Source organism: Methylobacterium sp. Leaf88 (assembly GCF_001422795.1).
Classification (GTDB): domain Bacteria; phylum Pseudomonadota; class Alphaproteobacteria; order Rhizobiales; family Beijerinckiaceae; genus Methylobacterium.
The window spans coordinates 66,068-84,852 of the sequence record NZ_LMMK01000020.1; the positions used below are offsets into that span (position 1 = coordinate 66,068).

Here is an 18,785-nt window from a genome sequence, read left to right on the forward strand (position 1 = left end):
TGAAGCTCGCATTGAACGGATCGGGAGGCGTCTCGCGAAGCCCTGATTTTCGCTTGCGACTATTCCTCGACAAGGGGAAATCTTCCTGGCGTCGGCATACGACGAGACCTGGAGGAGACTCATGACGTCAGGACGGATCCGTCGGGCCGAGGGAGCCCCCTACGATCTGCTCGTCATCGGCGGAGGCATCAACGGCACGGGGATCGCTCGCGACGCGGCCGGACGAGGCCTCTCGGTCCTGCTCTGCGAGCGTGGGGACCTCGCCGAATTCACCTCGTCATCGAGCACGAAGCTGATCCATGGCGGCCTGCGCTACCTGGAATATTACGAGTTCCGCCTGGTGCGCGAGGCGCTCGCCGAGCGGGAACGCCTGCTGCGTCTGGCACCGCACATCATCTGGCCGCTCCGCTTCGTGCTCCCGCACGACGATGGACTCCGCCCGGCCTGGATGCTGCGGATCGGCCTCTTCCTCTACGATCATCTCGCGCGCCTGCGCACGCTCCCGCGCTCGGAGATGGTTCGCTTGCGAGCATCGCCGATGGGCGCGCCTCTACAGGGTCGGCTCTCGAAGGGCTTCGTCTATTCGGATTGCTGGGTGGAGGACAGTCGGCTCGTCGTCCTCAACGCGATGGATGCCAGGTCGCGGGGCGCCGAAATCCGAACACGGACCGCCGTCGAATCGGCCCGCCGCATCGATGGGTCCTGGACCGCAACCCTCCACGACGTCGGCACCGGGCAGTCCGAGACCGTTCGCGCGAAGGCCGTCATCAATGCGGCCGGACCTTGGGTGAGCGAGACGCTGGGCACCACTCTCGGGATCAACAGCCGCGCGGCAGTCCGCCTGATTAAGGGCAGCCACATCGTCGTGCCGAAGCTCTACGAGGGAGACCAGGCCTATATCCTGCAGCAGCCCGACAAGCGCATCATCTTCGCGATTCCGTACGAGCACGACTTCACCCTGATCGGTACCACCGACGTACCTTACGAGAACGAGCCCGGCCCGGCGACGATCTCGGCGGAGGAGACGCGCTATCTCTGCGAGAGCATCAATCGCTCCTTCGCCCGGTCGATCGACCCGAAGGATGTGGTCTGGAGCTACTCCGGGGTGCGCCCGCTCTACGATGACGCGGCAGCCGATGCCTCGGCGGTCACCCGAGACTACGTGCTCGACCTCGAGGATGGCGGTGGGCGGGCTCCAGCGCTCTCGGTCTTCGGCGGCAAGATCACGACCTACCGTCGCCTCGCCGAGCACGCGATGGAGAAGATCGCGCCACATTTCCCGGAGCTCAAGAAAGCCTGGACCGGTACTGCAGTCCTGCCCGGCGGCGCGATGCCGGAGGCGAATTTCGAAACATTTCTGGAGCAGTTCCGCCGAGAGGCTCCTTTCCTCCCGTCCGAGACCGCGCGGCGCCTCGCCCGAGCCTATGGGACCGAAGCGCGGACCATCGTGAAGGGCGCCCGCAGTCTCGCGGATCTCGGCGACGCCTTCGACGGCGGCCTGACGGCTGTCGAGGTCGACTATCTCGTTCGCGCCGAATGGGTGCGGACCGCCGAGGACATCCTTTGGCGCCGCTCGAAGCTCGGCCTGCGCACGAGTCCGAAAAGTGCCGCGCGCCTCGCCGCCTATATCGCGCGGAAGGCCGAAGCCGCCTGACGCCAACGCCTTCCGAAACGCCAAAGCCGGCGCGAAGACCGGCCCGGACATCTTCGACGCCGCTCCCAAGGGAGGAAGACGACCATGTCTCAGTATGTCGGCGCCATCGACCAGGGCACCACCAGCAGCCGCTTCATCGTCTTCGATCGCGAAGGGCACATCACCGCCTGCAGGCAGCGGGAACATGCGCAGATCTATCCGCGGCCCGGCCACGTCGAGCACGATCCGATAGAGATCTGGCGCAATACGCAGGCCGTCATGCAGGATGCCCTCGACGGGGCCGGACTGACGCCGAAGGACCTGCTCTCGATCGGCATCACGAACCAGCGTGAGACTACGCTGATCTGGGACCGGCGCACGGGTACTCCGCTTCACAATGCGCTGGTCTGGCAGGATACCCGCAACGATCGCCTCGTGACCGAGTTTGCTCGCCACGGCGGCCGCGATCGCTTCCGGGCGCTCACAGGCCTGCCCCTGGCGAGCTACTTCTCGGGCTTGAAACTGCGCTGGCTCCTCGACCATGTCGACGGCGCGCGAGAGAAGGCGGAAGCTGGCGACGTCCTATTCGGAAATATCGACAGCTGGCTCGTCTGGAATCTCACCGGCGGCCCGGACGGCGGCCTCCACGTCACCGACGTGACCAATGCCAGCCGCACCCAACTCATGTCCCTCGAGACCCTGGCCTGGGACGATGGCATGCTTGCCATGTTCGGAATTCCCCGCGCGATGCTGCCGGGGATTGTCTCGTCGTCCCAAGTCTACGGAGAGACACGCCTGCCCTTCGCCGGGGTGCCGATCGCCGGGATCCTCGGAGACCAGCAGGCCGCCCTGTTCGGCCAGACCTGCTTTCGGCCGGGCGAAGCGAAGAACACCTACGGCACCGGCTGTTTCGCCTTGATGAACACCGGCGAGACGCCAATGCCCTCGACCTGTGGCCTCGTGACGACGCTGGGCTACAAGCTCGACGGCGCGCCCGCGGTCTACGCGCTGGAAGGTTCCATCGCCATCACGGGCGCGCTGGTGCAGTGGCTGCGCGACAACCTGCACATGATCCAGGACAGCGCCGAGGTCGAGCGCCTGGCCACCACCGTGGAAGACAATGGCGGTGTCTACTTCGTGCCCGCCTTCTCTGGGCTCTACGCGCCGCACTGGAACGAGGGTGCCCGCGGCCTGATCATCGGCCTGACCCGCTATGCCAATCGCGGCCACATCGCCCGGGCCTGCTTGGAGGCTACGGCGTTCCAGACCCACGAGGTCCTGGAGGCGATGGAGAAGGATTCCGGCATCCCGGTGCGGGAGCTGCGCTCGGACGGCGGCATGGTCGCCAACGTGACCCTCATGCAGTTTCAGGCCGATATCCTCGACGTTCCGGTCGTGCGGCCGAAGGTGACGGAGACCACAGCGCTGGGAGCCGCCTACGCTGCGGGCCTCGCGACCGGATACTGGAAGAGCACGGACGACCTCGTGCGCAACTGGGGAATCGACCGGCGCTGGGAGCCAAATATGGACGCGACGCAGCGCCAGCGCATCACCGCGGCCTGGGGCCGGGCGGTGAAGCGCGCCTTCGACTGGGACAGGCAGGACGACTGACGTTCACCCCGACATCGACCACCTCGGAAACACAAGACGACGTCGGCGGACTTGCCATGACGTCGCCACTCCTGGGGGAGCTTCTCGGCACGATGGTGCTGATCATCCTCGGCAAAGGGGTTGTGGCCGGGGCCCTCCTTGCGCGGCTCGGAGGCGGAAGGCGCGGGCTGAATCGCGACCACCGCTGGCTGGGCCTTCGCCGTCCTGGCTGGGCCTTCGCCGTCCTGGCCGGGATCTTCGTCGCCGCTGCGACGGGCAAGCCCGACGCGCACACCGACCCCGCGGTCACGATCGCGGCGGCGATCGCCTCCGGTTCTCACGAACGTCCGTAATGGGGCCGCCTGCGTCGTCACGGCCCTGAGCGGGGTGGACCCTGTCATCTTCGAAGCACGGGGTCGGCGGCCCGATGCAGCGGTCGCCACCGATGTACCGCGCGCCATCCGTTCGGATTTCTCCCTCGACTTGCCGGGGCACGCAGGGCCTGCGGACATGGCCGTCGGACAAGGCCGATCGACGCTTGCCGGCAACGATCGTCACGGCTGGATGCGGTGGATCGATCTCCGATCAACCTTCTCGGCCGTCGAATGAGAGCTTGGCCAATCCGCAACAAGCTCAGGCGGTGTGGCGCTGGCCGACGACGAGGCGCAAGCCGGCCGGGCCGACGGACGCCTCGGCGAGGATGGCGGTGGCCTTGCGCGCCAGTTCTCCGCGCTGGAACGGCTTCTGGACGATGCGCTCGGCTCCGACCTCGCCCGCCTGCATCAGCGCCGCGGTGTCGGCGTATCCGGTGACGAACATCACGGGAAGATGCGGCCAGCGAAGGCGGATCTGGCACGCGGCCTCGGCCCCGTTCATGCCCGGCATGGCGAAGTCCAGAACGATCAGGTCGACACAGGCGTCGGATTCGAGAGCGGAGAGAGCGGCAAGGCCAGAGCCCGCCTCGCGGATGCGATAGCCGTTCTCGGACAGGATCGAGGTGGTGATCTCGCGCACCGCACTATCGTCGTCCACCACGAGGACCACCGGCCGATCGCCCGCCCGACGCTGCTCGGCGCAGTCGATAACAGGCCGGAATGCCTCGCGGGCCGGGGAGGTGGCCTCCGCCCGCGGAAGGTAGATCCGCACCGAGGTGCCTTCGCCCACGCGGGTGTCGATGCGAACTCCGCCGCCGGACTGCTTCACGAAGCCATAGACTTGTGCGAGGCCGAGGCCAGACCCCTTATCGACCGCCTTCGTGGTGAAGAACGGCTCGAACACACGGGCCAGGACCTCGGGCGCAATCCCAGTACCGGTGTCGCTCACCGCGAGCATCACGTACTCGCCGGGCACCGGCTCTTCCGCACGGGCAGGGGTCCGCGTCAGGGTGACGTTCGCGGTCTCGATGGTGAGGCAACCTCCCACGGCCATGGCGTCGCGCGCGTTGATCGCGAGGTTCAGGATCACGAGCTCGATCTGCGTCGCATCGACAAGGGCTGACCAGAGATCGGATTGCAGCGTCATCTCGATGCGCACCGCACCGCCGATCGAGCTCTGCAGGAGATCGCGCATGGACGCGACGGTCTGGTTCAGCTCCACCGGCGTCGGCTCCAGGCGCTGACGACGGGAGAAGGCGAGGAGTTGCGCCGTCAGGCGTGCTCCGCGGTCGGCGGCACCACGCATCATCTGAAGGCGGCGCTGCGACCGCTCGTCGGGGATGGCACGCTCCAGGAACTCGATGTTGCCGGAGATCACCGTCAGCAGATTGTTGAAATCATGGGCGACGCCGCTGGTGAGTTGGCCGACGGCTTCCAGGCGCTGCGCCTGGCGGAGAGCCTCCTCGACCCGCTCGCGCTCGGCAATCTGGCGGTGCAGCTCGGCATTGGCGGCGGCGAGGTCGCTCGTGCGCATTTTCACACGGGCCTCCAGGGTCGCGTTGAGGTCCCGCAGATCCTGGACTGCGCGCTCGCGCTCGGCATGGGCGCGCGCCTCGGCGAGGGCGCGCAGGATGGTCCGGGGCAGGCGGTCGAGGCGCTGCTTGGTCACGTAATCGGTGGCACCCCGCTTCAGGGCTTCCACCGCGACATCCTCACCGAGGGTGCCCGAGACGAAGACGAAGGGCGTACCCGGACAATGGGTGCGAGCGATCGCCAGGGCGCTGAGGCCGTCGAAGGTCGGCAGAACGTAGTCGGCGAGGATGAGGTGATGCCCGCAGGACGCAGCTGCAGCGGTGAAGTCCGGCGCGGTCATCACCCGGTCGATCGTATACGGACGCCCGAGATCGTCGAGCACCGCACCGAGGAGTTCCGTATCGAGGTCGCTGTCTTCGAGAAGGAGGATTCTCAGGAGTGCCGGACCGACATCATCCTGCGTCGCCTGATCGGGCTGAGTCACGTGTTCGATGGCCAACCTCCTCCCCGATGCGGGGGCGGCTCGTTCAGGACCGCCCAGAACACGCCGAGATCCTGGATCGCCTCGAAGAATTCCGTGAACCCAACGGGCTTGACCACGAAAGCGTTCACGCCGAGGTCGTAGGACCGCACGAGGTCGGTCTCCTCCCGCGAGGAGGTCAGCATCACAACCGGAATCGCGCGGGTCCGGACATCGCCCTTGACCTGCGCGAGGACCTCCAGGCCGTCGACCTTGGGCAGCTTGAGGTCGAGGAGGACGACGGCCGGGTCGCGCGTATCCCGGCCCGCGAAGTCGCCGCGGCGATAGAGGAAGTCGAGTGCCTCCGCACCGTCGCGACAAATCACGATCTCATTGGCGAGTTGGCTCTTCTCCAGGGCGGCAAGGGTGAGTTCGATGTCGTTCGGATTGTCCTCGACGAGGAGGATCGGCTTCAGATCGGGCATGGATCAGCGCGCTTCCCTGGGGTTCCGCGACGATCGGGCTCGGTTCGCGGCATTCGGATTGGGCACCGCCCTCGGTGTCGGCAGCGTGAAGTAGAAGGTTGCGCCGTGTCCCACGGCTCCTTCGGCCCAGGTGCGACCGCCATGGCGCTCGACGATGCGCCGCACATTCGCAAGTCCGATGCCGGTTCCCTCGAATTCCTCCACCCGGTGCAGGCGCTGGAACACCCCGAACAGCTTGTCGACATAGGCCATGTCGAACCCGACGCCGTTGTCGCGCACGAAGAAGACGGCCTGCTCCGCTCCGTCGTCCCCCTGTCCGGTGTCGGGGCTCCGACCATCGAGACGACCGATCTCGATCGTCGCATCCGTCCGACCACGGGTGTACTTGACGGCGTTCGAGAGCAGATTTTCGATGACGAGGCGCAGCATCACCGGATCGGCGTTGACCCGTCCGAGCTGCCCGATGGTCCAGTGGATCGTCCGCTCCGAGGAGACGTCACGAAGCACAGAGCGACGGACCTCCTCGACCAGCGCGTTGAGATCGCCGGCGACCGGGTTCAGGGCGTTGCGGCCCATCTGCGAGAAGCGCAGCAGGTTGTCGACCAGAGTACCCGCCGAGAAGGCCGCCTCGATGATCGTGTTGATGTAGTGCCGCCCCTTCTCGGATAAGAGGCTGCCTTCGCGCGATCGCAACAGCTCCGAGTACCCGACGATATGCCGGAAGGGCGCGCGGAGGTCGTGGCTGACCGAGTAGGAGAAGGCTTCCAGTTCCTTGTTGGAGCGCTGCAATTCCTCGCTCAGGGAGGCGAGCTCCTCGGCCCGCCGCAGAACGATCCCGAGCACGGAGGCCCTCAGGTCCTTCACCGATTCGATCTCAGCCCGCATCCAGGGGAGGGCGCGGTTCTGCAATGTCTCCTTCCAGATGGCGAAGGATTGCCGAGGGTGCAATCGTTCAAGGCCGCCGGCCGGATCGGGCACGGCGGCCTTGGTCGGGTCGCCGCCCCACTTCACCGTGCGCACCACCTCGGGTCGGAACCAGAGCACGTAGCTGGCATATTTCTGCGAGATCGAGATCGCCAAGAGGCCGCTCGCCCGTTCGGCGAAGGCGCGTGCCGGCGGATAGACTTCACTCAGCGAATCCGTGGCGACGAGGTCGGCACCGCCGGGTCCGCTGGAGAGCCATTGGTAGATTGCCCGCACTTCGGATTCCCGCGGCGTCGCGCCGAGGAGCCGGCAGGTGTCCGAGGTGATCACGGCCGCGCCTGATGCTCCGGCGAGGGCCAGGACGTCGTCGGAATGCTTCAGCAAGCCGTCGAGGAAGTTTTCCTCCTCCGCCATGAAGCCGAGGAGCCGCGACTGGATCGCCCCCAGGCGCAGGCGCTGTTCGGTCTCCGCGCCACGCTCCTTGGCCGCGAGCTGAAGCGCGAAGATGCGGGTGAGGAAGTCGCAGGCGTTGCGGGCCTGGAGCGGCACGCGGCGGGGCTCGGCATTGTGGCAGGAAATCAGGCCCCAGAGGACGCCGTCGACCAGGATCGACACCGACATCGACGCCATCGTGCCCATGTTGCGCATGTACTCGACATGCACCGGCGAAACGCTGCGCAGAATCGACTGGCTGAGGTCGAGAGGCTCCGCGTCCTCGCCGGCCTCCCGCAGGATGGGGACCGGCCGGTACCCGGCATCGGGGATGATCCGCAGGCGGTTGCGCCGGTAAAGCTCCCGGGCCTGGGCGGGGATGTCGGACGCGGGAAAGCGGAGGTCGAGGTAGGAGGGCAAGGCGCCGTTGCCATCCTCGGCGATGACGGTGCCGTGCCAGTCCCGGTCGAACCGATAGACGAGGGTACGGTCGAAGCCGGTGATATGGCGGATGTCGACGGCCACGAGGTGACACAGCGCGGCGACGGAGGCGGCGTCGTGCAGACCCTCCACGAAGCGGCTCAGGCGCGGGTAGAGCGCGTCGAGGCTGTGGTCGGATGCGAAGACGCTCGCGACCGCTTCGAATTCCAGAATGATGAGCCTGGCCGAGCGATGGATCGCGAGGTCGTAGGCGAGGGCCCCCTCGGGGGTGGCCAGGGTCACGGTGCGCAGGTACTGGGCGCCGTCGCGCTCGGATTCCGCCGCTCCCTCCAGCAGGAGGCCGGCGAGTTCCGGAAAGACCGCATCGCAGGGTTGGCCGAGGCAGGCCTCGACACCCCCGGGGACGTTGGCACTCGCCTGGACGATTCGGCCGTCCGTCGCCCGGAGGGCGAGGAGGAAGCCGTGCGGCTGGAGCGTCCCGAGGCGGTGGATCGGCTCACGGTCGCAGACGGTCAGAGCTTCGGCGGGCGGCAAGCCCATGTCCAACCCCCGCGAATCCACCGTCAAAGCCTCCGCTCCCCCCGACCGTCCCCGTGATGCGCGTCCTCTCGCGGTTGGTTACGCGGATCGCGCGGGCGGCGCAACGCGACCCGGCGCGCGGCAGCCACAACAGACCGCGAGAACTCCCGTACCCCGTCGCGCCCGCCAGCCCCGCAATCTCCGGTCGACATCCCTGCGGGCCGCTCTAGCTTCCGCAGAGGATCGATTCCGTCCAACGCGGCGGGATCGACGACAAGGGGGGGGACGACATGGCGAAGCGCGAGCGCATGGAACCGACGCCGCCAGAGCTCCTGAGCCCCTGGCGGACCGAGGCGCGGGCCAAGCTGCAGGCCGAGGCACGCGATTTCGCCCGGGACGTCGTGATGCCGCTCGCCGACGCGCTCGATCCGCAGAAGGCGGAGATGCCGCGAAGCCTCATCGATCAAATGGCCGCCAAGGGCTGGTTCGGCATCACGATCCCGGCCGAGCAGGGCGGCCTCGGCCACGGCGTGTTCGAGTACTGCCTCGTCTCCGAGGAACTCGCCCGGGCCTGGCTCTCGGTGGGCAGCATCCTGGCGCGGGGCCAGGGTCTCGGCACCCAGACCCTCGATCCAGAGCGGCGAAAGGCCCTTCTGGAGAAGTCGGCGAAGGGACAATGGATCGGCGGCATCGCCCTCTCGGAGCCCACCGCCGGCTCGGACCTCGCCGGCGTGCAGACCCGGGCGGTACGCGAGGGCGACACCTGGGTGTTGACCGGAACCAAGCGCTGGGCGGGCTTCGCCAAGGCCGCGGACTTCGTCGAGGTCTTGGCCCGGACCCGCGATCCCGAGCCCGGCGAGCCACGCTCGGCGGGGCTCGAACCCTTCCTCGTCGTGAAGGAGCCCGGTACCTTTCCGCCCGGCATGACTGGCCGGGTCATCGACAAGATCGGCTATCACGGCTTCCTCACCTTCGAACTGGACCTCGACGGCGTGCGGGTGCCGGAGACCGATCGCCTCACCGGGCTCTACGGCGACCAGGGCGCCGACGCGGATTCCGGGGGCTTCGCTTCGGTCCAGCGGGGGCTCAACATCGCACGGGTGCACACGGCGGCGCGCGCGGTCGGGGTGGCCCGGGCGGCCCTGGAGGATTGCCAGGCCTACCTGCAGGAGCGCGAGCAGTTCGGGCACCCGATCGGCGATTTCCAGGCGCTGCGCTTCGCCCTGGCCGACATGGCGGCCGACGTCGCGCAGGCGCGCGCCTTCTGGAACCAGGTGGCCCACCTGCTCGATGCCGGCGAGCCGGCCGAGAGCGAGTCGGCGATGGTCAAGCTCGTGGCCACCGAGATGGCGGTGCGGGTCACGAACCAAGCGATGCAGCTTCACGGCGGCAACGGCTACACCACCGAGCGCCGGGTGGAGCGCTACTGGCGCGACGCACGCCTGACCACAATCTTCGAAGGGACGAGCGAGATCCAGCGCCGGATCATCAGCGACCGGATGCTGCCGAAACCCTGACGGGTCCCGGTTGCTCTCAGCGCCCGCCCATGACCAGCCGCAGCTTGTCGGCGAGATCCTCGCGGCGGTAGGGCTTGCTGAGGAGCGGCAGGTCGCCGGGGACCCCCTGTTCGCCGAGGGCGGAGCCGGTATAGCCCGAGGCCAGCAGCACCCGCAGGCCGGCGCGCAGGGCGCGGGCATGGGTCGCAAGCTCGACGCCGTTCATCCCGCCGGGCATGACCACGTCGGAGAAGAGGATGTCGATGCGCTCCGCTCCTTTCAGGCGTTCCAACGCCTCGGCCGCATGGGTGGCCGTGAGGGTCCGGTAGCCGAGTTCCGACAGGCTCTCGACCGCCATCTCCAGCACCGCGGCCTCGTCCTCCACCACCAGGACGACCTCGCCCTCCGCGGCCCGACGCAGCGGCAGAAGCCCGTCCGTCCGGGCGGCCTGCACGACCGGCTCGGCCGAGCGCGGCAGGTCGATGGTGATGCTGGTGCCTTGGCCCGGCGCGCTCGCGACCCGGACCTGCCCGCCGCCCTGGCGCGCGAAGCCGTAGACTTGGCTCAGACCGAGCCCGGTGCCTTTCCCCACATCCTTGGTGGTGAAGAACGGCTCGAAGGCTCGGGCGGCCGTGGCCGCATCCATGCCGAGGCCGGTATCGCCAACCGTGACGCGGACGTAATCGCCGGGGGACAGATCGGGCCAGGCCGCCCGGCGCTCTGGGATGAGGGACAGGTTCTCGGTCCGGATCGTCAGGGTGCCGCCACTCGGCATGGCGTCGCGGGCATTCACCGCGAGGTTCAGGATGGCGCTCTCGAACTGTCCGGGATCGAGGCGGACGGGATCGAGGGCCGCGTCGAGGTCGAGGACGATGTCGACGGTCTCGCCGACCGCGCGCTGCAGCAGGCCCTGGAAGTCCTTGATGAGGTGGTTGGGATTGACGGTCTCGGGTCGCAGGACCTGCCGGCGCGAGAACGACAGGAGCTTCTCGGTGACCTCGGCTCCGCGCCGGGCCGCCGTCATCGCCGAGGTCGCCAGCCGCTCGACCCGCTGGGCGTTGTCGGGCCGGCGCACGATCATGTCGAGGTTTCCGACGATGACCGTGAGGAGGTTGTTGAAGTCGTGAGCGACACCACCCGTGAGCTGGCCGATCGCCTCCATCTTCTGCGCCTGGCTGAGGCGCTGCTCGGCCTCGTGCCGATCGGTGGTGTCGATGACCACGCCGGCCATGCTGGCGGGGGTTCCATCCGGGTCCCGATAGAGCCGGCCGCGCACGTCGATCCAGCGCTCGGCACCGTCCCCGGCCCGGGTGATGCGACACTGGAAACAGAGGATGTTCTCCACCTGCGCCCGCGCCATGGCGGCTTCCGCCAGCGCCCGGTCGTCAACGACCACATGCCCGAGGAAGTCGGCGAGGCCCCAGCGCGGAAGCAGGCTGTCGTAGCCGAAGATGCGGTCGTGCCGCAGCGTGCGAACGGAGGCCCCGGTCCGGAGGTCGAGGGTCCAGTTGCCCATATCCGCGGCCTCGAGGGCGATCGCGACGTTGTCGCGGGCAATCTCGAGCTCGGCCCGCTGGCGCTCGCTCTGGACGGCGGCCGCCTCCGCGGCGCCGTAGAGGACGTCGACCTCGCGCAGGTAGACGGCCAGGACGACGATGCCGGCCGCCAGGGCCTCCAGCCGCCCGGCGAACCAGCCCACCGTACCCCGGGCGGCGCCCGGCAGGGTGATGAGGTTGTCGAAGACGAGGAGCAGCAGCGAAACCGCGAGCCAGAGCTGCAGCACGGTGCGCAGGCGCGTGCGCCAGCACAGGGTCGCAAGGGCCGCCACCGTGAGGAGCACCACGGCCGGACCGACTCCCGACGTGGTCAGCAGCCAGTAATTGTCGCCCTCGACGCTGCGGGGCAGATAGTCGACGTAGGCGACGACGATCCAGCTCAGCCCACCGGCGGCGGCTGCGACGGCCAGGGCGGTGAGGCCGCCGACGGCCCCGACCCGGGCGTGCGGCACGAGGCGCGGGCGCCGGTCGCCCTCCATGATCGCGTAGGGCAGGGCGAAGAGCGGCGGCCCCACATGCCACAGGGTCCAGAGCCAGGTCGTGGTGCCCGGCCCCGAGCCGATGATCCGTCCCGGTCCGAACAGGCCCGGGAAGCTGAGGAGTTGAACCGCGACGATGAGTGTCGTGAACAGGCTGCCGGCGGCGAGAACCAGCAGCGGCACCGACCGGGTGCGCCGGTATTGCGCGAAGAAAAGGCAGGTTGTGACCGCGTAGACCGTGATCAGCGCGGCTTGGTAGCTCGGGACGAATCCCGGCATCGCGCCCATCGGCTCCGCCACGATGGGCAGGAGGGCGAGCGTCAGAAGCCCGAAGGCGGCGGCGACCGCAACCGCGAATCGCCTTTGCGAGGGGGTCGTCCCGGCATCCGCCAAGGTCGAGAGGCCTGGAGGGCCAGCGCAGTCCGGCACGATGTGGCTCCCGGCCGCGCGCCGACGGCGGATCGCCCGGCCGACAGGACCTGCTTCGGTCTAGCACCATCCTCGCCGGGGCGACATCGTTCGTCCGACATCGGACCTTCCTGCCTCGTCCGTATGGTTCGCGCCGTTGCCGGGGAGCGACATCGGTCCTTCCGGTCCCCATGCGACGCCCGGAACCGGATCAGGCGGGAACGCGGCGTCCATCCCAGGCAAAGACCCCGCCCGTATCCTCCGGCCCGAGCCCCTCGATGACCCGCAGCAGGTGCGCCGCGCTCGTCTCGGGGGTGAACAGACCGGGGGTGTTGGGGTCCGGTCGGAAGGGTTCGGACAGGGCCGTGGTCACGGTGCCGGGATGCAGGCCCGCCACGATCGCATCGGGGTGGGTGCGGCGTGCCTCGATCGCAAGGGTGCGCAGGATCTGATTCAGGGCCGCCTTCGACGCTCGGTAGGCGTACCAGCCACCGAGACGATTGTCGGAGATCGAGCCGACCCGCGCCGACAGCGCGGCGAAGACGCTGCGCCCGGCGCGCGGCATCAGGGGCAGGAAGTGCTTGGCCGCCAGGGCCGGACCGATCGCGTTCACCGCGAAGACCGCGGCCATGGCCGCCGGATCCAGGGTCCGGATCGCCTTCTCGGGCGCGACGCCGGACCCGTGCAGGAGCCCCGCAGCGACGACGACGAGACCCACCGGACCGTGACGCCCGACGCGCTCGGCCGCGATACGGACGGACGCCTCATCGGTCAGGTCGATCGGTCCCACCGCCACGGGCCCAGCCTCGACGGTCCCCGACCGCGAGAGGGCAAAGACCGATCCGTAGGTCCCCCGGCCCACGAGGCCGGCGACGAGGGCCCGGCCGATCCCGCCGGAGGCGCCGATCACCACGGCGCTGGGCGGCGAGGCAGACATGGATGGGTTCCGTTCCCGTCACGCGAAACGGCCGCGCGATGGGGATCGCGCGGCCGTTCCGAAGGTTCCCGAGACTTACGAGCAGCCGGTCGTCGAGCCGCAGGTGTCGCACTTCAGGCAGGTGCCGTTCCGGACGAGCGTGAAGTTCGCGCATTCGGGGCAGGCTTCGCCGACGTAGCCCTTCATCTTCGCCTCGGCGCGGCGATCGGAGACCGTGCGCTCGGGCTTGATCGGGTCGGGCTTGGCGAAGGGCAAGGCGTTGACCAGGGCCTCGGCCTGGCCGGCCTGGACCGGCTCGGCCTTCAAAGCCGTGGCACCGCGCAGCGCATGGACCACGCCGCCGGCGGGGGTGGTCTGGCCGGCGCTTGCCGCGCCGACACCGACGGTGCCGCCGGCGGGTCCACCCTGGATCAGGGTGAGCCGGTCGGCCGAGCCACGCAGGAGGCCGCGGGAGACGACGCTGGAGGCGGTGGCTTCCGTCCGGCCGGGCTCGCGGGTGGTGTCGGTCTCGCCGCCGCCGATCACCGTGCCTCCGATCTCGGACGGGTTGACGTGGGCCAGATCCGCGCGGCCGAGGTAGGACACGGCGAGCTCGCGGAAGACGTAGTCGAGGAGCGAAGTCGCGTTCTTGATCGCGTCGTTGCCTTGCACGAAGCCCGCGGGTTCGAAGCGGGTGAAAGTGAAGGCCTCGACGTATTCCTCCAGCGGCACGCCGTACTGGAGCCCAAGCGAGATCGCGATGGCGAAGTTGTTCATCAGGCTGCGGAAGGTGGCGCCTTCCTTGTGCATGTCGATGAAGATCTCGCCGAGGCGACCGTCATCGTACTCGCCGGTCCGCAGGTAGACCTTGTGCCCGCCCACGACCGCCTTCTGGGTGTAGCCCTTGCGACGATGGGGCATCTTCTCGCGGGAGCGGATGCGCTCGACGCGCTCGATCACCCGCTCGACGATCTTCTCCGCGACCTGCGCAGCCTTGGCGGCGGCCGGGGCCGCGATCAGCGCCTCGACCAAGTCCTCGGCGTCGTCGTCCTCGTCGGCGATCAGGGCCGAGTTCAGGGGCTGCGAGAGCTTCGAGCCGTCGCGGTAGAGCGCGTTGGCCTTGAGGGCCAGGGTCCAGGACAGCTTGTAGGCGTTCTTGCAATCCTCGACCGTCGCGTCGTTGGGCATGTTGATGGTCTTGGAGATGGCGCCCGAGATGAAGGGCTGCGCCGCCGCCATCATGCGGATGTGGCTCTCCACCGAGAGGTAGCGCTTGCCGATGCGGCCGCACGGGTTGGCGCAATCGAACACCGCGTAGTGTTCCGGCTTGAGGAAGGGGGCACCCTCCAGGGTCATCGCACCGCAGATGTGGGTGTTGGCCGCTTCGATGTCCTTCTTCGAATAGCCCAGGAAGGGCAGGATCTCGAAGGTCGGATCGGCAAGCTTCTCGGCCGGAACCTTGAGCACGTCCTTCAGGAAGTCGTCGCCCAGGGTCCAGCGGTTGAACACGAACTTGATGTCGAAGGCCGACTTCAGGCCCGCCTCCACCGCCGCGAGCTTGTCGTCGGTGAAGCCCTTGGCGCGGAGCGACCCGGGGTTGATCGCCGGCGCCTGGCCCATCGAGCCGTGGCCGACCGCGTAGGCCTCGATCTCGGCGATCTCGGATTCCCGGTAGCCGAGGGTGCGCAGGGCATCCGGCACCGCGCGGTTGATGATCTTGAAGTAGCCGCCGCCAGCGAGCTTCTTGAACTTCACCAGGGCGAAGTCCGGCTCGATGCCGGTGGTGTCGCAATCCATCACGAGGCCGATCGTGCCGGTGGGCGCGATGACGGTCGCCTGAGCGTTGCGGTAGCCGTGCTCCTCGCCCAGCGCCAGGGCGCGGTCCCAGGCGTGCTTCGCCCGCTCGGCGATGTCGGTTTGGGGCACGTTGGCCAGATCGAGGGGCACCGGGGCGATCGAGAGGAACTCGTAGCCCTCCGCGTCGCCGTGGGCGGCGCGACGGTGGTTGCGGATCACCTTGAGCATGGCATCCGCGTTCTCCTCGTAGGCCGGGAAGGCCCCGAGTTCGCCGGCCATCTCGGCGGAGGTGGCGTAGGCCACGCCGGTCATGATCGCCGTGAGGGCGCCGGCCAGCGCACGACCCTTCTCGGAGTCGTAGGGCAGGCCCATGCTCATCAGCAGGCCGCCGATATTGGCGTAGCCCAGACCGAGGGTGCGGTAGCGGTACGAGAGCTCTGCGATCTCCTTTGAGGGGAACTGCGCCATCATCACCGAGATCTCGAGCACGACCGTCCAGAGGCGGTTGAGATGCTCGAAGGTCGCGACGTCGAAGTGGTTCGTGGCGCGGTCGTACATCGTCAGCAGGTTGGCCGAGGCCAGGTTGCAGGCGGTGTCGTCGAGGAACATGTATTCGGAGCACGGATTCGACGCCCGGATCCGGCCGCCCGCCGGGCAGGTGTGCCAGTCGTTCATCGTCGTGTTGAAGTGCAGGCCCGGATCGGCCGAGGCCCAGGCGGCCTCACCGATCTTTTCCCAAAGGTCGCGGGCCTTCACGGTTTTCGTGGTCTTGCCGGTGGTGCGGGCGGTGAGGTTCCAGTCGGCATCGGACTCGACCGCGCGCAGGAAGTCGTCGGTGAGGGAGACCGAGTTGTTGGAGTTCTGGCCGGCGACGGTGAGGTAGGCTTCCGAATCCCAGTCGGTGTCGTAGACGGGGAAGTCGATCTTGGTGAAGCCCTGGCGGGCGAACTGGATCACGCGCTTCGTGTAGGAATCCGGTACCGCGTCCTTGCGGGCGGCCTTGACGGCCTTCTTCAGGACGGGATTGCGCTCGGGGTCGAAGCAGGCATCGCCCTCGGCCTCGCACTGGGTGCAGGCCTTCATCACCGCGCTCAGGTGCTTGGAGACGATCTTGGAGCCTGTGACGAGGGCAGCGACCTTCTGCTCCTCCTTCACCTTCCAGTCGATGTACTGCTCGATATCCGGATGGTCGATGTCGACGATGACCATCTTGGCCGCGCGCCGGGTGGTGCCACCCGACTTGATCGCGCCCGCGGCCCGGTCGCCGATCTTGAGGAAGGACATCAGGCCGGAGGACTTGCCGCCGCCGCCGAGCTTCTCGTTCTCGCCGCGCAGCAGCGAGAAGTTCGAGCCGGTGCCCGAGCCGTACTTGAACAGGCGCGCCTCGCGGACCCAGAGGTCCATGATGCCGCCCTCGTTGACGAGGTCGTCCTGCACGCCCTGGATGAAGCAGGCATGCGGCTGCGGGTGCTCGTAGGACGAGGCGGACTTCGTCAGTTCACCGGTGCGGTAATCGACGTAGTAGTGCCCCTGCGCCGGGCCATCGATGCCGTAGGCCCAGTGGAGGCCGGTATTGAACCATTGCGGCGAGTTCGGCGCCACCATCTGGCGGGCGAGCATGAAGCGCAGCTCGTCGAGGAAGGCCGAGGCGTCCGCCTCGGACGTGAAATAGCCGCCCTTCCAGCCCCAGTAGGTCCAGCAGCCGGCGAGACGGTCGAAGACCTGCGTCGACGAGATCTCGGAGACGTAGCGCTCGGCCTCGGGCAGCTGGGCCAGCGCGACAAGATCCGGCTCCGAACGCCACAGGAACGACGGCACGTCGTTCTCCTCGACCTTCTTCAGGGCCGCCGGTACGCCGGCCTTGCGGAAGTACTTCTGTGCGAGGACGTCGCTGGCCACCTGGGACCAGCTCTCCGGCACCTCGATCCCGTCGAGGCGGAAGACCGTGGAACCGTCCGGGTTGCGGATCTCGCTCAGGGTCTTGCGAAAGGGAATCGTCGCGTAAGGGGATTGTCCGGCCGTGGTATGGCGCCGTTCGAACCGCATGGAACCTGTCTCCCGAGCCGCCTGAAGAAGTGCGACGCCGTGTCGAAGAATGATGAAGCCAAGCGTCCGCGAACGCCGCGAAGCGCCGGAATGGGTAACGAAAATTCGGTGATCCGCCGGTGACGCGACAGCCTCGGCGACGATCCGAAGGTATGCCAGCCCGGGGCCTCACGTCAATAACTAGTGTGCCGGCTGCCTGTTCCGGGCTACATGTAGTGGGTGGCGTCTTATTCCTGTGGATATCGCGACCCGATCCGTAAGTGCCCTTTTCGCTTGATGGATTCGGAGGCGAAAAATTTTCCACCCACAGGTGGTGCCACCCTCGCCGGTGGTGCCCGCAGGGTTAACGGCGCCGGGTGTGAGATTTCCGCCGCATCGGTCTCAGGCCCTTCGCCGCGCGGGCGCCGCCGCGCGGCTGGACTTCACGCATGCGCCTCACCATAGTCCGCGCCGGAACACGATGGCGGGGCGCGGGTGCCCCATTCAGGCGAACGCGATGGCTCTCAAGGACACGCTCCTGCGGATCTTCACCTGGTGGAACGGGCAGACGATGTCGCTCGCGCTCTACACGGCGCGCAGCGGGCAGCGCGTCGGCGCGGACGATCTCGGCAACGTCTACTACCGGGCGCAGGGGCCGCTGATCGACCGTTCCGTCGGCACCGAGCGGCGCTGGGTGGTCTATGACGGATATGCCGACGCCTCGAAGGTGCCCCCGGGCTGGCGCGCCTGGCTCTGTCACAACGGCGACGTACCCCCGAGCGAACAGGATTACACGCCGCGGGCCTGGCAGAAGCCCTACGTGGAGAACCTGACCGGGACCAGCGGCGCCTACCGCCCGCGCGGCTCGCAGTTGAATGTCGGCCAGCGCCCGGCCGCCACCGGCGACTACGTGCCCTGGAGCCCGGGCAACTGAGGTCAGGCCCTCTGGTCAGGGGCCGGCCCTTTTTCCACCAATCTTCGCGCGCTTAAGAAGACCTCGCATCGTCGCGCCCGCCCGGGGCGCCAGCGAGGAGGGTCGTCCGTGAGCCGCAGCACAGCAGGATCGTCTCGCTCCGTGGTCAAGCGCCTCCTCCTCGCGTCGGTCGCGATCGGCCTCTCCGGCCTCCCGGCCGCCGCCGACAAGATCAAGAACCCCACCGCGGTGTTCTCGGGCCTCGACAAGATCACCGGGCGCATCGTTTCCTTCGAAGTGGCGGTGGACGAGACCGTGCAGTTCGGCGCCCTGCAGCTGACGCCGCGGGTCTGCTACAGCCGCCCGCCGACCGAGAGCCCGAAGACCACGGGCTTCCTCGAGGTCGACGAGGTTACCCTCGACAACAAGTATCGCCGCATCTTCACCGGCTGGATGTTCGCGTCGAGCCCCGGCCTGCACGCCATCGAGCATCCGATCTACGATGTCTGGCTCGTCGATTGTAAGGGCGGCTCCGAGGTGATCGCCGAGGCGCGCGAGCAGGAAGATGTGCCCGCCATGGCCTCGAAGCCGGAGAAGACCCGGCGTCCGAAGAGCGGCCAGGACGCCACCCGGACCGCCCAGCAGGTGAATCCGAACGGCCAGGTGGATGTGGAAGCGCCGCGCGGGGTGCCGGTTCAGCCCAGGCAGAAGCCCTCGCGCAAGTTCTTCCCGTCGAACGAGGGGCCGGCCCCGGCGCCGCCGCCGCAGCAGCCGCAGTCGCTGTTCGACGCCCTGTTCCGTTAG

At 68.2% G+C, this 18,785-nt stretch carries 12 protein-coding genes; 6 read left to right on the forward strand and 6 right to left on the reverse strand.

Translation table 11 applies throughout. The annotated features are described in order from the left end of the window. Positions 1–121: 121 nt before the first annotated feature. The 3 genes from glpD to ASF20_RS11990 all read left to right on the forward strand — a co-directional run bounded on the left by glpD (position 122) and on the right by ASF20_RS11990 (position 3,576). Complete coding sequence (gene glpD / locus ASF20_RS11980; protein WP_056274513.1) at positions 122–1,654, forward strand: glycerol-3-phosphate dehydrogenase; 1,533 nt, start codon at positions 122–124, stop codon at positions 1,652–1,654. Between the two features lie 84 nt (positions 1,655–1,738). Then, on the forward strand, positions 1,739–3,244 hold the full coding sequence (glpK, locus tag ASF20_RS11985; RefSeq protein WP_056274515.1) for a glycerol kinase GlpK: 1,506 nt from the start codon (positions 1,739–1,741) through the stop codon (positions 3,242–3,244). A 92-nt stretch (positions 3,245–3,336) separates the two neighbouring features. Further along, entirely contained in the window at positions 3,337–3,576 is a 240-nt protein-coding gene (locus tag ASF20_RS11990) for a hypothetical protein (RefSeq protein WP_156648054.1), read from the forward strand. Between the two features lie 280 nt (positions 3,577–3,856). Here ASF20_RS11990 and ASF20_RS11995 read toward each other — a convergent pair whose 3' ends face one another. From ASF20_RS11995 to ASF20_RS12005, 3 genes are read right to left on the reverse strand one after another with little or no spacing between them, the layout of a single operon-like run. Continuing rightward, positions 3,857–5,623 (reverse strand): response regulator, encoded by a 1,767-nt coding sequence (locus ASF20_RS11995; protein ID WP_244476419.1) that lies wholly within the window; start codon positions 5,621–5,623, stop codon positions 3,857–3,859. After that, positions 5,611–6,075 carry a response regulator gene (locus tag ASF20_RS12000; RefSeq protein WP_056213964.1) on the reverse strand — a complete coding sequence of 155 codons (465 nt, stop codon included), beginning with the start codon at positions 6,073–6,075 and terminating at the stop codon, positions 5,611–5,613. Before ASF20_RS12000 ends, ASF20_RS11995 begins: the two co-directional genes overlap by 13 nt. A 3-nt stretch (positions 6,076–6,078) precedes the next feature. Then, positions 6,079–8,412, reverse strand: coding sequence for an ATP-binding protein (locus tag ASF20_RS12005; RefSeq protein WP_082501304.1), 2,334 nt, complete (start codon positions 8,410–8,412; stop codon positions 6,079–6,081). Between the two features lie 269 nt (positions 8,413–8,681). Here ASF20_RS12005 and ASF20_RS12010 point away from each other — a divergent pair, with 269 nt between their 5' ends. Next, positions 8,682–9,908, forward strand: a complete 1,227-nt coding sequence (locus tag ASF20_RS12010) for an acyl-CoA dehydrogenase family protein (RefSeq protein WP_056274518.1) — start codon at positions 8,682–8,684, stop codon at positions 9,906–9,908. A 16-nt stretch (positions 9,909–9,924) separates the two neighbouring features. On the opposite strand, the gene ASF20_RS12015 is transcribed toward ASF20_RS12010, so the two are convergent. The 3 genes from ASF20_RS12015 to ASF20_RS12025 form a co-directional block, all read right to left on the reverse strand. Further along, the gene (locus ASF20_RS12015) at positions 9,925–12,351 is read right to left on the reverse strand and encodes an MASE4 domain-containing protein (RefSeq protein WP_056274523.1); all 2,427 of its coding nucleotides are present in this window, start codon (positions 12,349–12,351) and stop codon (positions 9,925–9,927) included. A gap of 190 nt (positions 12,352–12,541) precedes the next feature. Next, positions 12,542–13,267 (reverse strand): SDR family NAD(P)-dependent oxidoreductase, encoded by a 726-nt coding sequence (locus tag ASF20_RS12020; protein WP_056274525.1) that lies wholly within the window; start codon positions 13,265–13,267, stop codon positions 12,542–12,544. Between the two features lie 75 nt (positions 13,268–13,342). Further along, the gene (locus ASF20_RS12025; RefSeq protein ID WP_056274527.1) at positions 13,343–17,089 is read right to left on the reverse strand and encodes a vitamin B12-dependent ribonucleotide reductase; all 3,747 of its coding nucleotides are present in this window, start codon (positions 17,087–17,089) and stop codon (positions 13,343–13,345) included. A gap of 496 nt (positions 17,090–17,585) precedes the next feature. Here ASF20_RS12025 and ASF20_RS12030 point away from each other — a divergent pair, with 496 nt between their 5' ends. Beyond that, complete coding sequence (locus ASF20_RS12030) at positions 17,586–18,002, forward strand: NADH:ubiquinone oxidoreductase subunit NDUFA12 (protein ID WP_056274529.1); 417 nt, start codon at positions 17,586–17,588, stop codon at positions 18,000–18,002. A gap of 141 nt (positions 18,003–18,143) precedes the next feature. Then, positions 18,144–18,785, forward strand: coding sequence for a DUF2155 domain-containing protein (locus ASF20_RS12035; protein ID WP_244476408.1), 642 nt, complete (start codon positions 18,144–18,146; stop codon positions 18,783–18,785).